16 protein-coding genes are annotated in these 14,268 nt (G+C 70.5%); 5 read left to right on the forward strand and 11 right to left on the reverse strand.

Features of this window, described 5'->3' with window-relative positions:
• Positions 1-22 precede the first annotated feature (22 nt).
• Genes OIE67_RS47125 through OIE67_RS47135 form a run of 3 tightly spaced genes read right to left on the reverse strand, consistent with a single transcriptional unit; the run spans position 23 to position 2,127 of the window.
• Positions 23-982 (reverse strand): NAD(P)-dependent oxidoreductase, encoded by a 960-nt coding sequence (locus tag OIE67_RS47125; protein ID WP_326632873.1) that lies wholly within the window; start codon positions 980-982, stop codon positions 23-25.
• 33 nt (positions 983-1,015) lie between these two features.
• Complete coding sequence (locus OIE67_RS47130; RefSeq protein ID WP_106242993.1) at positions 1,016-1,615, reverse strand: TetR/AcrR family transcriptional regulator; 600 nt, start codon at positions 1,613-1,615, stop codon at positions 1,016-1,018.
• The gene (locus OIE67_RS47135; RefSeq protein ID WP_106242990.1) at positions 1,612-2,127 is read right to left on the reverse strand and encodes a GNAT family N-acetyltransferase; all 516 of its coding nucleotides are present in this window, start codon (positions 2,125-2,127) and stop codon (positions 1,612-1,614) included. The genes OIE67_RS47130 and OIE67_RS47135 overlap by 4 nt, the downstream gene beginning before the upstream one ends.
• A 115-nt stretch (positions 2,128-2,242) precedes the next feature.
• On the opposite strand from OIE67_RS47135, the gene OIE67_RS47140 reads away from it, so the two are divergent.
• From OIE67_RS47140 to OIE67_RS47155, 4 genes are all read left to right on the forward strand, one after another.
• A complete protein-coding gene (locus OIE67_RS47140; protein ID WP_326632876.1) occupies positions 2,243-2,665 on the forward strand; it encodes a winged helix-turn-helix transcriptional regulator in 423 nt (140 codons plus the stop codon).
• A gap of 47 nt (positions 2,666-2,712) precedes the next feature.
• Complete coding sequence (locus OIE67_RS47145) at positions 2,713-3,513, forward strand: SURF1 family cytochrome oxidase biogenesis protein (RefSeq protein ID WP_326632878.1); 801 nt, start codon at positions 2,713-2,715, stop codon at positions 3,511-3,513.
• Between the two features lie 10 nt (positions 3,514-3,523).
• Positions 3,524-4,267: a tyrosine-protein phosphatase gene (locus OIE67_RS47150; RefSeq protein WP_106243544.1), complete on the forward strand. Its 744-nt coding sequence runs from the start codon at positions 3,524-3,526 to the stop codon at positions 4,265-4,267.
• A 153-nt stretch (positions 4,268-4,420) separates the two neighbouring features.
• The gene (locus OIE67_RS47155; protein WP_326632881.1) at positions 4,421-5,617 is read left to right on the forward strand and encodes an amidohydrolase family protein; all 1,197 of its coding nucleotides are present in this window, start codon (positions 4,421-4,423) and stop codon (positions 5,615-5,617) included.
• On the opposite strand, the gene OIE67_RS47160 is transcribed toward OIE67_RS47155, so the two are convergent.
• The 4 genes from OIE67_RS47160 to OIE67_RS47175 all read right to left on the reverse strand — a co-directional run bounded on the left by OIE67_RS47160 (position 5,614) and on the right by OIE67_RS47175 (position 9,193).
• On the reverse strand, positions 5,614-5,973 hold the full coding sequence (locus OIE67_RS47160; protein WP_326632883.1) for a YkvA family protein: 360 nt from the start codon (positions 5,971-5,973) through the stop codon (positions 5,614-5,616). The genes OIE67_RS47155 and OIE67_RS47160 overlap by 4 nt on opposite strands.
• A gap of 67 nt (positions 5,974-6,040) precedes the next feature.
• Complete coding sequence (locus OIE67_RS47165) at positions 6,041-7,459, reverse strand: amidase (RefSeq protein WP_326632885.1); 1,419 nt, start codon at positions 7,457-7,459, stop codon at positions 6,041-6,043.
• Between the two features lie 17 nt (positions 7,460-7,476).
• Complete coding sequence (locus OIE67_RS47170) at positions 7,477-8,436, reverse strand: LLM class F420-dependent oxidoreductase (RefSeq protein ID WP_326632886.1); 960 nt, start codon at positions 8,434-8,436, stop codon at positions 7,477-7,479.
• A gap of 88 nt (positions 8,437-8,524) precedes the next feature.
• A complete protein-coding gene (locus OIE67_RS47175) occupies positions 8,525-9,193 on the reverse strand; it encodes a TetR/AcrR family transcriptional regulator (protein WP_181307690.1) in 669 nt (222 codons plus the stop codon).
• A gap of 354 nt (positions 9,194-9,547) precedes the next feature.
• Between OIE67_RS47175 and OIE67_RS47180 the strand changes: the two genes are divergently transcribed.
• Entirely contained in the window at positions 9,548-10,546 is a 999-nt protein-coding gene (locus OIE67_RS47180; protein WP_326632890.1) for a hypothetical protein, read from the forward strand.
• Between the two features lie 184 nt (positions 10,547-10,730).
• Here the strand turns inward: OIE67_RS47180 and OIE67_RS47185 are convergent, their stop codons facing one another.
• The 4 genes from OIE67_RS47185 to recR form a co-directional block, all read right to left on the reverse strand.
• Positions 10,731-11,792 (reverse strand): aspartate-semialdehyde dehydrogenase, encoded by a 1,062-nt coding sequence (locus OIE67_RS47185; protein ID WP_326632893.1) that lies wholly within the window; start codon positions 11,790-11,792, stop codon positions 10,731-10,733.
• The gene (locus tag OIE67_RS47190; protein WP_106242966.1) at positions 11,789-13,063 is read right to left on the reverse strand and encodes an aspartate kinase; all 1,275 of its coding nucleotides are present in this window, start codon (positions 13,061-13,063) and stop codon (positions 11,789-11,791) included. The genes OIE67_RS47185 and OIE67_RS47190 overlap by 4 nt, the downstream gene beginning before the upstream one ends.
• 82 nt (positions 13,064-13,145) lie before the next feature.
• Positions 13,146-13,676, reverse strand: a complete 531-nt coding sequence (locus tag OIE67_RS47195; protein ID WP_106242963.1) for a DUF5063 domain-containing protein — start codon at positions 13,674-13,676, stop codon at positions 13,146-13,148.
• Complete coding sequence (gene recR, locus OIE67_RS47200; RefSeq protein WP_148440713.1) at positions 13,669-14,268, reverse strand: recombination mediator RecR; 600 nt, start codon at positions 14,266-14,268, stop codon at positions 13,669-13,671. The genes OIE67_RS47195 and recR overlap by 8 nt, the downstream gene beginning before the upstream one ends.

The following is a 14,268-nucleotide window of genomic DNA, read 5'->3' on the forward strand; positions in this document are numbered from 1 at the left end:
TCCTTCTGCGCGGTCTGACGGTCTAGGCGGTCGCCGGCGCGTACGCGTGCGCGGGCTCCTCCCCGCGCAGCAGCCGGGCGATGTCCTCCACCAGCGTCCCGGCCAGCTCCTCGCGGCTCTCCCCCGTGGCGTCGCCCAGCCGGGGCGTCAGCACCACGTTCGGCAGCCGGGTCAGCGGATGGGCCCGGTCGAGCCACTCCCCTTCGAAGTGGTCGAGCCCGGCGCCGCCCACCCGGCCCCAGCGCAGCGCGTCGACCAGCGCCTGCAGGTCGTGCAGCGCCCCGCGCGAGGTGTTGAGGTAGACCGCGCCCTGGCGCATCGCGCCGAACTCGGTGTAGCCGAAGAAGCCCCTCGTCTCGGCCGTGAGCGGCACGTGCAGCGACACCACGTCCGACTCGTCCAGCAGCGCCGGCAGCGAGTGGGTGGCCTCGGGCACGAACGGGTCGCAGACGATCACCCGCATGCCGAGCCCCTCACAGCGCCAGCGCAGGGCCCGGCCGACGCGGCCGAGGCCGACGATGCCGATCGTCCTGCCGTTCAGCCGGCGGCCCCTGTGGCGTTGCGCGGGCGGCACCCGGCCCTGGTAGACGCGGCCGCGCCGTACCTCGCGGTCGGCCGGGACGATGTTCCTGCTGACGGCGAAGAGCAGGGCCAGCGTCAGCTCGGCCACCGCCTCGGGATCGCGGGCGGGAGCGTGCAGGACGGTCACGCCGCGCTCGGCGGCCAGGGCCAGATCCACGCTCGCGGGCGGTCCCATGGTGGCCACGACGTCCAGGTGCAGCCCGAGCACCGACGTGCGCACCTGGTCGCCGTCGGTGATGAGCACGGTGGCTCCGGTCTCGATGACCAGGTCGGCCAGCTGCTCGTCGGTGTAACCGAGGTTCGGTCGTGCGGGAGCCTCGGTCAGGTCGGCGAACTCACCCAGTCGGGCGAGCGCGCTCTCCGGCAAGGTGGGCAGCACCAGCGCCCGAGGTCGTCTCACATTTGGACAATAACACCACAGATGGTGCTCAGATCATTGCTCCCCGCGCTGGCGCAGGCTCTGCCAGGCGGCCTCGCCCAGGCCCCTGATCTCGTCCTCCGTGGGGGTGTGGGCGCCGGCGAACCACAGGCGGCACATCTCCTGCGAGGGGCCCAGCCACAGCACGTAACACATGGTCGCGTGCACGGGCTGGAGCTGGCCGTTCTTCATGTGCGGCCGCCACCAGTCGGAGACCTGGCGGAAGAACGCGCGCCGCGCCTCGGCCACCTCCGCGCCGCCCGGCTCCTGCTTGCGCGGCGGGCGCTCGCTGATCAGCAGCCGGGCCCGCTCGGGGTGCTCGCCCGCCCAGCGCATGTGGAAGGCGACGATGGCCTCGATGCCGGCGCGGGCGTCGTCGTGGCGGACCAGCTCGGCGAGGAACTCGCGCTGGTAGGCGTCGAGGATCTCGGCGTAGAGGACCCCGAAGACGTGCTCTTTGCTGGCGAAGTGGTGGTAGAAGCTGCCGACGCTGACGCCGCTTTCCTCACGAAGGCTGGCCAGGGTGGTGGCGGAGACGCCGTCCTGGCTGAAACGGCGGAGGGCGCCCTCGATGATGCGCGTACGGCCGTCGCGTCCGTTCTTGACACTCTTCACACCGTCAATGGTGTGCTACCAGAACCTTGTTCCGCAAATAGGCCCGCCTCATCGATCCTAGCGGTCACTTCCACCGACCCCGAGCTCACCTTCATCGTGGCCCGCGGCCACAGTCTCCGGATGAGCCTGAGCACCCGCCGGTTCTCACCCAGGACGTCCATGCCCACGGTCTTCGCGCCCTTCACCGAGGCCCGCAGCAGCAGCTCGGCGATCAGCTCCGGGCCGAGCCCGCGACCCTGCCACGCGTCGGTCACCACCACGGCGATCTCCACGTCGGCGCAGCCGCCCCGGTAGCTCATGGCATGGCCGATGATCTCCCCTTCCTCGGAGGTCACGACCAGCGCGTCGCGGCGCTCGTCCACGGCCAGCAGCGCCCGCACCAGCGGGGCGGCCGGGGCGGTGACGCCGGTGAAGAACCGCAGCGTCTGCGTGTGCAGCGACAGCCCCGCCAGGAAGCGTCTGATCCGCTCCTCGTCGTCGGGGCGGGCCGGGCGGATCTGAGTTCGACACATAGACCCAGCCTGCCCGGCAAGGCTGAGTCTGTCAATCGAACTCAGGTATACTTGAATGATGAACGTGCCGATCCCCATGGGTCTCCGGGCGGACAATTGCTCGATAGAGCGCACTTTGGACATCGTCGGAGAGAAGTGGACGTTCCTGGTGCTGCGCGAGGCGTTCAACGGCGTGCGCAGGTTCGCCGACATGCAGACCCTCACCGGCGCCCCCCGCCAGGTGCTCAGTGCGCGCCTGACCCGGCTGGTCGACGAGGGCCTGCTGCGCAAGGAGCCCTACCGCGAGCCCGGTCAGCGCAAGCGCGACGAATACCGGCTCACCGAGAAGGGCCGCGACCTCTATCCCCTGCTGGTCGCGCTCATGCACTGGGGTGACAAACACCTCGCGGGCGACGAGGGGCCGCCGGTGCTGCTCACCCACCGCGACTGCGGCGCGCCGATCGAGCTGCGCTTCCGCTGCGCCGACGGCCACGAGGTGGGCGGGCCGCGCGAGGTGACGCCGCTGCTCGGCGAGGGCTCCGGCCGCAGGAGCGCCTGAGCAGGTCGCGTTCGGGACCACCGGTCCCGGTGCCTAACCTTGGAGGCGTGTACCGGTTCCTGCTGACGCCCAGATGGCTCGCGCTCCACGTGGTGGTGCTGCTGGTCATCCCGGCCTTCGTGTTCCTCGGGCGCTGGCAGTTCGGGCGCTTCGAGGAGCGCTCGGCCAACAGCGAGCGGGTCACCGCCAACATCGAGGCCGCGCCCGTGCCGCTGGAGCGGCTCGCGGCGGCCGGACGTCCGGTCGACGAGGACGACCGGTTCCGGCGGGTCACGGTCGCGGGCACGTACGACCTGGGTCACGCCCTCGTCGTACGCCGCCGCCCCCAGGAGGGCCGCAACGGCTACTACGTGCTGACCCCGCTCGTCACCGGCCCGGGCACGGCCGTGATCGTGAACCGGGGCTGGGTGCCGGCCGGCGCCACCGCCGACGCCGCGCCCGAGGTGCCGGCTCCGCCGCCCGGGCAGGTAACTGTAACCGGACGGCTACGGCCGAGCGAGACCGAGGAGTCCAGCGGCATCAGGGAGCGGCCCGGGCTGCCACCCGGCCAGGTGCTGCTGATCAACGCCGGCAAGATCAGCCAGGGGCTCCCGTACCGGCTGGTGGACGGCTACGTCGAGCTCACGGAGCAGCAGCCTGAGGCGGGCGCGGCGCCCGCGCCGGTGCCCGCGCCCGACGTCGGGTCAGGCGGCGGGCTCAACCTCGCCTACGGCGTGCAGTGGTGGCTGTTCATCGGGATCGCGGTGGGCGGCTGGATCCTGCTCATCCGGCGTGAGGTGGCCGAACGGAAGGCGCAGGAGGGGCCGGAGGCCTCTGTCGCCTCGAAGGCGCAGACCACCGCCAATTAATGTGTGGAGGGTGATCCGCCATATTGAGTTCACCAATCTCTGCAACTTCCGTGACATAGGTGGATATGCCACTGAAGACGGGCGCACCGTCAGGTGGCAGCGGCTCTACCGGGCCGACTCACTGGGCTGGCTGGACGGCGACGATCTGACGACCTTCCGGGCGCTGCGCGTCCGCAGCGTCATCGACCTGCGGCACGCGTACGAGGTCGAGAAGGCCGGGCGGATCCCCGAGAGCGAGGGACAGCACTACCAGAACCTGCCGATCGAGGGCCGCCGCTGGCAGACCGACGCGTTCAGCGAGGAGCTCGGCGTGGCCCGCTACCTCGCCGACCGCTACCTGGAGATCTCCGAGGACGGCGTACGGAACCTCAGGACCGCCCTGGAGACGATCGCGCGAGCCGACAACGCCCCCGTGGTCATCCACTGCGCGGCAGGCAAGGACCGCACGGGTGTGCTGACCGCGCTGGTGCTGTCGCTGGCGGGGGTGAGCGAGAGCGACATCGTGGCGGACTACGCGCTCACCGGGCTGGCCACCGATCGCTTCGTGGCCGACTGGACCAGGAGGCATCCGGGCGCGCCGCTGTGGCCCGGTTTCGGGCTCGCGCCGGCGGAGGCGATGCGGCACTTCCTCACCGATCTCACCGCGCGGCACGGCTCGATCGAGCGGTACGTACGCCAGGAGCTCCAGCTATCCTCCGCCACGATAGCCGAACTTCGCGCCCATCTGCTGACTGATCAGGCTTTGGAGGGGTAGTGGCCAACCGGGTCCGTCCTGCGCGATCGGGCCTTCCCACTCCCGGGATCGCCAGCCATCCCCCTCCCGGCGGTCCCGGGTCAACCATCTCGGAGACCCAACGGATACGTCGCAGCTTGTTCGACGTTATCCGGCCGTCGTACGGTTACGTGCGTGACTACGCCGCTGCTCCCCGACCCTGACCCCAGGCGGCGCGACTATGTGATCATCTCAGCTGACGATCACCTGATCGAGCCGCCCGACCTGTTCGAAGGCCGGCTGCCCGAGAAATACGCCGAGGCCGCCCCCAAGGTCGTGGAGACGGAGGCCGGTCACCAGGTCTGGCGCTACGGCGGCGCCACCTACCCGTGCGCCGGCATCGACGTGGGCGCCGGTCTCCCCCGCGAGCAGTGGACGCTCGACCCGGTGCGGTTCGAGCACATGCGCCCCGGGTGCCACGACATCGAGGCCCGCGTCCAGGACATGGAGGCCGCGGGCATCTGGGCCGCGCTCTGCTTCCCGGGCATGCTGGCCGGGCAGTCGGGCATGCCGTTCGCCAGGACCCGCGACCAGGAGCTCGGCCTGGCCCTGGTCAAGGCGTGGAACGACTGGCACATCGAGGTCTGGGCGGGCACCTACCCCGAGCGGATCATCGGCCTGCAGCTCCCGTGGCTGCCCGACCCCGATGTCGCCGCCAAGGAGATCAGGGCCAACGCCGCCAGAGGCTTCAAGGCCGTCGTCTTCCCCGAGTTCCCCACGCGGTTGCGCCTGCCCTCGATCCACTCGGGCCACTGGGACCCGTTCTTCGCCGCCTGCGAGGAGACCGGCACCGTGGTGTGCCTGCACGCCGGCGACTCGTCGTGGTCGCCCGTGCCCTCGCCCGACACACCCATCGAGGCCATCACCACGCTGATGCCGACCAGCGCCATGTTCGCCTGCGCCGACTGGTTGTGGTCGGGGCTGCCGCTGCGCTTCCCGTCCTTGCGCATCCTCATCGTCGAGGGCGGCGTGGGCTGGCTGCCGATGCTGGCCGAACGCGCCGACTACGCCCTCGACCACCCGGTCGCCGGCGAGGCGGAGTGGGAGGGCGGGCTCAAGCCCAGCGAGGTGCTGCGCCGCAACTTCTTCTTCGGCACGCTCGACGACCACGCGCTGTCGGGCGTACGGCTCGCGGTCGGCCTCGACCACGTGCTGCAGGAGAGCGGCTATCCCCACTCCGACTCCACCTGGCCCGACACGCAGCAGTCGGTCGCCCGCAACCTCGGCTCGCTGCCGCCCGCCGACATCGCCAGGGTCGCCTACGGCAACGCCGCCCGCCTGTTCGGGCATCCGCTGCCGTCACGCGCCTGGCTGCGGATGGAGGAGATCTAGCTTCCCTCCACCTGTCCCTTTACCGGGGCCTGGATGACCGTGTGCTCATGGTGCACATAACGCCCGCTCTCACCGAGCAGCGAGGCCATGAGCCACAGGAACACCCCGAAGTCGTCGGCCACCCCGATCAGCATGAGGAAGTCGGGGATCACGTCGATCGGTGACACGAGGTAGAGCACGCCCATGCCCATCAGGGCGAGCTTGCCCTTGCCCATGCCGGTGTACTGGCCGCGCATCACCGCGCCGATCATCCGCGGGATGGCCCGGACCCTGGTCATCAGTTTGGGCGACCCGGGCTTGGTCACCTCGCGGTAGGTCCGCCACGCCGCCGCCGCCCGTGCTGCCTTCGCCATCATGTGCAACCCCCTACCCCCGGTCCTTCACGACATAACGCGTCGGAAGGGCCAGGGGTTCCTGCCCTGCCTAGGGAAGTACGGGGTGCTCGAACGGCCTCGCCCGCTCGATCTGGGCCGCCACCCGTACCAGCAGGTCCTCCCGGCCGGCGGCGGCCACGAGCTGCACCCCCACCGGCAGTCCCGCGCCGGTCCTGTGCAGCGGCAGCGACACCGACGGCTGGCCGGTCGCGTTGAACGGCGAGGTGTAGGCCACCGCCTGCGTGGTCCGGCCGAAGGCGGTGCTGAGGTCGTCGGGCGGGATCCAGCCCAGCGGGAACGGCGCCACGCCCAGCGACGGCACGACCAGCAGGTCATGTCCGCCGCTCCACCAGGCGGCCACGCGGCGGCGGAAGCCGTCCAGCCACTGCAGCGACAGGATGTGGTCGGCGGCGCCGCGCTCGCGCCCCGCCTGCGCCATGGCGGCGTTGCGCTGCTCCAGCTCCTCCGGCTGCACGGGCTTGCCGCGCAGCTCGCCCAGTCCGGCCACGTGGGCGGTCAGGTTGGCGGCCACGACCGCGCCGAAGTGCCGGGGGAAGGCGGGGTCGGCGAGCGCCTCGGGGCCGCCGGGGGCCACGTCGTGGCCGAGCGACTCCAGCAGCGCGGCGGCCCCGGTGACGGCCTCGGTCAGCTCGGGCACCGGCGGCACGTCGCCCCTAGGGTGCGTGGTGAGGAACCCGATCCGCAGCCGTCCGGGGTCGCGGCTCACCTCGTCGGCCAGCCGGCCGGGCAGGGCAGGAGCGGCGTACGGGTCGCCCGGCCGGAAGCCGGAGATCAGGTCGAGCGCCGCCGCGGCGTCCCTGACGGTCCTGGTGACGAAGCCGGGGGTGGAGAACCCGCTCCACCCCTCCCCCAGCGCCGGCCCCATGCTCACGCGGCCCCGGGCGGGCTTGAGCCCCACCAGGCCGCACAGGGACGCGGGGATGCGGATCGACCCGCCGCCGTCGCTGGCCGTGGCCAGCGCGACCATCCCGGCCGCCACCGCCGCGGCCGAGCCGCCGCTCGACCCGCCCGCCGAGTACGCCGGATCGTACGGGTTCCGCGTCGGCCCGAACGCCACCGGCTCGGTGGTGATCGTGCTGCCGAACTCCGGCGTGTTGGTCCGGCCGAGCAGCACGAAGCCGGCCTCGCGCAGCCGTACGACGCCGTGGTCGTCGGCGGCGTCCTCGACGCCGTCGCGGACCGCCGAGCCCGCGCTGTACGGCTCACCCGCCTCCCGCCAGCCCAGGTCCTTGAGCAGGATCGGCACCCCGCGGAACGGCGCATCGGCGGGGATGGCGTCGATCTCGGCCAGCGCGCGCTCGAAGCGGCGGTGGACGACCGCGTTCAGCACGCCGTCGGTGGCCTCGATGCGCGCGATCGCGGCCTCGGCGAGCTCACGCGGCGACACCTCGCCCCGCCTGACGGCCTCGGCCTGCCCGATCGCGTCGAGTCTCAGCAGCTCGTCCATACTCACCTCTCCGGAGCTCATCTTTCCGGGGCCAGGTCGCGCACCGCCTGGTCGATGGGGACGTCGCCGCCCGGGATGGGGGCGAGCACGGGGGTGTCGAGCCCGTTGGCGACATACTCCTTGATCCTGGCCCGGCAGGTGGCGGCGTCGCCGTGGACGACGAGGGAGTCGACGACCTCGTCGGGGATGGCCTTGAGCGCCGCCCGCCGGTCTCCCGCCGCCCACGCCTCGTGCATCGGGCGCAGCACTTCCCCCCGGCCGAGCCAGTCGTGGAAGGCGGCGTACACCGGGACGGTCAGGTAGCTGGCCAGCATCCACCGGGCGGTCTCACGCACGCGTTCGACGTCCTCGTCCACGCAGACGAACAGGCGCGCGATCAGCTCGGTGTCAGGGCCGACCTCCGCGCGCACCTTGCGGACGTCGTCGGGCGAGAGCCAGTTCGTGATGGCGCCGTCGGCCTCCTCGGCGGCCAGGCGCAGCATCCGCGGCCGCAGCGCCGCGAGCACGATCTTCGGTGGCGTCTTCGGCGCGCGTTCCAGCTTGAAGCCCTTGATCTCGAACGTCTCGTACGTCTCCGAGACCTTCTCCCCCGCCAGAGCCCGCTTCAGGAACCGCAGGGTGTCCCGGGTGCGCGCGTAGGGCTTGGCGAACGTGCCGGCGTTCCAGCGCTCGACGATCGCCGGCGAGGACGCGCCGATGCCGAGCGTGAACCGTCCTGGCGCCAGGTCGGCCAGCGTCGCCGCGGACATGGCCAGCAGGCCAGGCCCGCGCGTCGAGACGGGCACGATGGCGCTGCCCAGCCGCAGGCCCGGCGCCCACTGCGCGGCCATGGCCAGCGGCACGAAGCCGTCGACGCCGTTGACCTCGGCCGACCACGCGTCGGTGTAGCCGAGCTCCGGCAACCGGGCGATCAATTCCTGCGAGTTGCTCAGTGAACGGTCGTAGAAGGGGATCGTCATGCCCCAGCTCTGTGTCATGCCCGGCCTCCAGATCGTCGGAGACCAACCTACCAACCGACCGGTATGCGCTCCAGGCGCGCGACCCGCTCCAGAAGCGCGGCCCGCTTCAGGCGCGTAGTTCGTGCACAGCGGCGATGAAATCCTTCGTGATCCCGCGCAGGCCGGGCAGGTGCGACAGCCCGACCAGCCGGTCCACCAGCGGCACGGTCACGTCGATCAGACGGTAGGTGCGCTCGCACCCGGGCGAGGTGTCGTGCACCCAGAACAGCACCATGCCCATCGACAGCAGCCAGAGCAGTTCGGGCAGCTCCTCGCGCAGCTCGGCGTTCATCCGGTCCCGCGACCCCTCGACGACCTGCCGGTAGATGGCGATGGACGCCTCACGCGCCGGCGAGGAGTGCTTGCTGAACGGGCTGAGCGGGTTGGTCGGCTCGGCCGCGTGCTTGAAGAACTTCACCGCGAACTCGTGGTAGGGCTCCGAGACCCGCACCCACTCGCGCAGCACCCCGCTCAGCCTGGCCGCGAACGCCTGCTCCGTGGCCAGGAAGTCCCGGCAGGCCTCCTCGTGCTCGGCCTGGGCGCGGTCGTAGTACGCCTGGATCAACGCTTCCTTGCTGTCGAAGTAGTAGTAGGCGTTGCCCACGGAGACCCCCGCCTCGGCGGCGATGGCCCGCATCGTGGTCGCGTCGAAGCCGCGCTCCCTGAACAGGCGCAACGCCGTCTCGACGATGACCTCTCGGGTGCTCTCCGCTCCGCGGTTTCGGGCTTCGGACACGTCCGTCACTTTACGTCGTCGAGCGAGGTTAGGTCATGCAGCCGCACGGTGATCACCGCCACAAGGCAAAGTTGCCCTCGCGGGATGAGTTATCTCCTGTGAAAGGTGGGATTGTCGTTTCAGGCGGAAGGGCTATTTCCGCGAAAAGGCATCGACATGTGGATACGTGGAACAGTGCGGCTGATCGTGGTCGCGCTCCTCGGCATTGAGATCACCATAATCGCGCTGGCCTCGGCCGCCTCCGCCGCCACCCACCCCGAAGGGTCACCGGTTCAGGGCAGCCTGTACGAGGTCGGGCAGCACACATGGGAGGACGCTCCGGCGCTGGCCGCCGTCCTCGCCGACCCGTACGAGGTGGGGCCGCGGCTGGCCGGCGCCTGGGACCTCGATCGGTTCGTACTCGGCCGGGGAGACCTCGATGCCGTACGCGGCTGGCCCAGGCTCGGCGTCCGCCGGCCCACGGGCCTCAAGCACTCGCACGGATCCCGTACGGGCCGGCCGCTCCTGGACGGGCCCCGTACGGACCTGCCGCGGCTGGACGGGCCCACGGCGGACCCGCCGCTCCTGGACGGGCCTCGTACCGACCGGCCGCTCCTGGACGGACCCCGTACAGGCCGGCCGCTTCTGGACGGACCACCTACCGACCGGGCCGTTCCGAACCCGACGCAGGTGGACTGGACGGACGTGGACGGCGCGCACGCGGGCTGGGGCGACCTGACCCGGGCCCGCCCGGACCAGGCGTGGGCGACGTACGAGCACCAGCCGGCCGCCGACCCGCGCACGGTCAGGCCCCGTAAGGACGTGGCCCGCGCCGAGAAGGCCAAGACGCGGTCCAAGGCCACGAAGGCGGGCAAGCGCCACATGCGCACCGGAGTGGCCAAGATGCCCCGTACGCGGTCCCACGTCGCCCACAGACGCGCTCAGGTCGATCTGACGCGGGTCCTGCCGCGGACGGCGGCCGTGCACATGTCGCACGCCACGGCGCACGGCTGGCTGGAGAGCGCCGGGCTGCGGACGCGGTCGACCGGCAACTGCACGAGCAAGCACATGCACCACTGCACGTCACTCGACCGGGTGCGGACCGGGACCATCGCCAAGGTGATCCAGCTGAAGCGCGAGAGCGGCTGTCCGATCATGGTGACCGGCGGTACCGAACGGGGCCACGCCTCAGGTCACTTCAGTCACGGCAACGGCTACAAGCTCGACATCTCCCACAACGCCTGCATCGACCGGCACATCACCAAAAATCACCATAAGGCCGGGGTACGCAGCGACGGAGCCCGGATCTACAAGTCGGACTCGGGCACCACGTTCTTCGACGAGAGCAACCACTGGGACATCCTCTTCCGGTGACAGGGCCCGCCGCCGGCGCCCCGCAGAAAACCGTTTAATGCCCGGACAGAGCCGTCCGCGCCCCGTACAGGGCCATCCGCGCCCGTCCAGAGTCGTCCGTGGCCGTACAGAGTCGTCCGTGCCCCGCACACAGGTGTGGCGCCGCACGGAACGCACGGCGCCACAGCTCACATCAGGAAGAACCTCAGAACTCGGCCGCCACCAGCTCGGCGATCTCCGCCGCGTTGAGCGCCGCGCCCTTGCGCAGGTTGTCACCGCAGACGAACAGGTCGAGCGTGTTCGGGAAGTCGAGCGCCTGACGGACACGACCCACGTAGGTCGGGTCGGTGCCGACCACGTCGAGAGGCGTCGGGTAGACCCCGTTGGCCGGGTCGTCCATGAGGACCACCGTCGGCGCCGCCTCCAGCACGCGGTGCGCCTCGGCGACCGTGACCTCGCGCTCGAAGCGCGCGTGCACGGCCAGCGAGTGCGTCGTGATCACCGGCACGCGGACACAGGTCGCGGAGAGCTTCAGGTCAGGGATGCCGAGGATCTTGCGGGACTCGTTGCGCAGCTTGAGCTCCTCGGAGGCCCACCCGTCATCCTTGGCGGAGCCGGCCCACGGCACCACGTTGAACGCGATGGGCGCGGGGAACGGCGACTCCTCCGGCAACTTGTTGGCCAGCACCTTGCGTACGTCACCGACGCTCTGCCCGATCGTCCGGTCGCCCGCGAGCGCCTCGATCTCGTCGTAGAGCCGCGCGGAACCCGCCACCCCGGCCCCGGACACCGCCTGGTAGGAGGCGACGACCAGCTCGGTGAGGGTGAACTCGGCGTGCAGCGCCCCCATGGCCGCCATCATCGACAGCGTCGTGCAGTTGGGGGTGGAGATGATGTTGCGCGGCCGGTCGGCCGCGTCGAGCGGGTTGACCTCCGGCACGACCAGCGGCACGTCGGGCTCCATGCGGAACGTGCCCGACTTGTCGATGGCGATCGCGCCGCGTTCGGCCGCGATCGGTACCCAGACGGCCGACACCTCGTCGGGCACGTCGAAGATGGCCACGTCGATGCCGTCGAACACCTCGGGCGCCAGCGCCTGCACCACGACGTCCTCGCCGCGTACGGGCAGCACCTTGCCCGCTGAACGCGGCGAGGCGACGAGACGGATCTCGCCCCAGATGTCCGCCCGCGTCGACACGATGTCGCGCATGACGGTGCCCACGGCGCCGGTCGCGCCGATCAGAGCCAGACTCGGCTTCCTGCTCATCGTCCTGAACCTCCGTACACCACGGCTTCGACCTGGTCGGCGTCGAGGTTGAAGGCCCGGTGGGCGGCCGCCACGGCCGCGTCGACACCGTCCTGCTCGACGACCACTGAGATGCGGATCTCCGAGGTGGAGATCATCTCGATGTTGACCCCCGCGTCGGCGAGGGCCGCGAAGAACGTCGCGGTGACGCCGGGGTGCGAGCGCATGCCCGCGCCGATCAGCGACACCTTCCCGATCTGGTCGTCGAACAGCAGCGACTCGAACCCGATCCGGGGCTGGATCTTCTTCAGCGACGTCAGGGCCGTCTGGCTGTCGGCCGTGGGCAGCGTGAAGGAGATGTCGGTGCGGCCCGTGGCCGCGGCGGACACGTTCTGCACGATCATGTCAATGTTGATCTCGGCGTCGGCCAGCGTTTTGAAGATCGAGGCAGCCTCGCCGACCTTGTCGGGGACCCCGACAACAGTGATCTTGGCCTCGCTCCGGTCGTGCGCGACGCCGGAGATGATCGGCTGCTCCATCTCGGTTCCTTCGGTGTAAGGGTCGGAGACGACCCACGTGCCTTCCTTCATGCTGAAAGAGCTGCGTACGTGAATCGGCAGGTTGAAACGGCGAGCGTATTCGACGCAGCGCAGGTGCAGGATCTTCGCGCCGCAGGCCGCCATCTCCATCATCTCGTCGTAGGAGATCTTGGGGATCTGACGCGCCGCGGGCACGATGCGCGGGTCGGCGGTGAAGATGCCGTCGACGTCGGTGAAGATCTCGCAGACGTCGGCGTCGAGCGCCGCCGCCAGCGCCACGGCCGTGGTGTCGGAGCCACCCCGGCCGAGCGTGGTGATGTCTTTGGTGTCCTGCGAGACGCCCTGGAAGCCGGCCACGATCGCGATGTGACCCTGGTCGATCGCCTCCCGGATGCGGCTCGGCGTCACGTCGATGATGCGCGCCTTGCCGTGGGTGGAGTCGGTGATCACACCCGCCTGCGAGCCGGTGAACGAGCGCGCCTCGTGGCCGAGGTTGGCGATCGCCATCGCCAGCAGGGCCATGGAGATGCGCTCGCCCGAGGTCAGCAGCATGTCGAGCTCGCGGCCAGGAGGCAGCGGCGACACCTGCTCGGCCAGGTCGAGCAGCTCGTCCGTCGTGTCACCCATGGCGGAGACGATCACGACCACGTCGTTGCCGGCTTTTTTCGTCGCGACGATCCGCTGCGCGACCCGCTTGATGCAGGACGCGTCGGCGACGGACGAACCACCGTACTTTTGCACAACGAGTGCCACGAGAGTCTCCCGGTCTGGACTGTGAGGTGCCAGTCTACTTGGGGCCTCTCATGCGCCTGATGGCTCGTACCACTATGTGGAATCAGACGGTGGTCGCTTCCTCCGCCACGTCGAGCCGCGAGTGCGCGGCCAGGGCCTGCAGCGCGCGCATCGCGGCGCCCGCGTGGTTGCCCCAGGTGTTGAAGTAGGAGTACTGCCACCACCACAGCGCCTCGTGCGGCCGGCCCGCGTGATAGTGGCGCAGCCCGTGGATGAGGTCGGCCGCCACCGCGGTCAGGTCGTCGGACAGCCGGTACGCCGTGACGCCGGTGTCCTTGTACGGGTCGAACACCTCGGCGTAGTCGTCGACCGCCTCCAGCCGCTCGGCCAGCGCCGTGCGCACCCCGTCGATGTCGGGGTCCTCACTCATCGGCGGCTCATAGTTGCCGGCCAGGATGACGTCCTGGTTGGCGCCCAGTTTGGCCCCCGCCAGGCTCACCTGCGCGACCTCCACCAGCAGGATCGACCAGATGGCGTCGCCGCCCTCGCCGCCCGCCATCCTGGTCAGGCCGTCCACGTAGTTCTGTGCGTGCGCGGCGATCTCTTCCGCCAGCGTGCTCCACTGGTCAGACATCCAGCAGCCTCCGTCCTTCGAACGCGCGGCCCAAGGTCACCTCGTCGGCGTATTCGAGGTCACCGCCCACAGGCAGACCGCTGGCCAGTCGTGTCACTTTGATGCCCATCGGCTTGACCAGACGGGCGAGGTAGGTAGCCGTCGCCTCGCCTTCGAGATTAGGGTCTGTGGCGAGGATGAGCTCGGTGACACGGCCGTCGGCGAGGCGTGTCATGAGCTCGCGGATGCGCAGGTCATCGGGGCCGACGCCGTCGATCGGGCTGATCGCGCCGCCGAGCACGTGATAGGTGCCCCTGAACTCGCGCGTCTTCTCGATCGCGACGACGTCCTTCGACTCCTCCACCACGCAGATGACGTGCGTGTCGCGGCGGGTGTCGCGGCAGATGCGGCACTCCTCCTCGGCGGCCACGTTGCCGCAGACCCGGCAGAAGCGGACCTTCTCCTTGACCTCCAGCAACGCGTGCGCCAGCCGCTTGACGTCAGCCGGATCGGCCGCCAGGAGGTGGAACGCGATCCGCTGCGCGCTCTTGGGACCGACGCCGGGCAGCATCCCCAGCTCGTCGATCAGGTTCTGGACGACCCCTTCGTACAT

The organism is Nonomuraea fuscirosea (assembly GCF_035917475.1).
GTDB classification, from domain to species: domain Bacteria; phylum Actinomycetota; class Actinomycetes; order Streptosporangiales; family Streptosporangiaceae; genus Nonomuraea; species Nonomuraea fuscirosea.

What these genes read in the sequence shown, in the direction of transcription:
- OIE67_RS47135 (WP_106242990.1), bottom strand. Translation starts at nt 2,127, where the DNA reads ATGTGTCGAACTCAGATCCGCCCGGCCCGCCCCGACGACGAGGAGCGG.
- OIE67_RS47160 (WP_326632883.1), bottom strand. Translation starts at nt 5,973, where the DNA reads ATGATGGCGAAGGCAGCACGGGCGGCGGCGGCGTGGCGGACCTACCGC.
- OIE67_RS47165 (WP_326632885.1), bottom strand. Translation starts at nt 7,459, where the DNA reads ATGGACGAGCTGCTGAGACTCGACGCGATCGGGCAGGCCGAGGCCGTC.
- OIE67_RS47170 (WP_326632886.1), bottom strand. Translation starts at nt 8,436, where the DNA reads ATGACACAGAGCTGGGGCATGACGATCCCCTTCTACGACCGTTCACTG.
- OIE67_RS47185 (WP_326632893.1), bottom strand. Translation starts at nt 11,792, where the DNA reads ATGAGCAGGAAGCCGAGTCTGGCTCTGATCGGCGCGACCGGCGCCGTG.
- OIE67_RS47195 (WP_106242963.1), bottom strand. Translation starts at nt 13,676, where the DNA reads ATGTCTGACCAGTGGAGCACGCTGGCGGAAGAGATCGCCGCGCACGCA.
- recR (WP_148440713.1), bottom strand. Translation starts at nt 14,268, where the DNA reads ATGTACGAAGGGGTCGTCCAGAACCTGATCGACGAGCTGGGGATGCTG.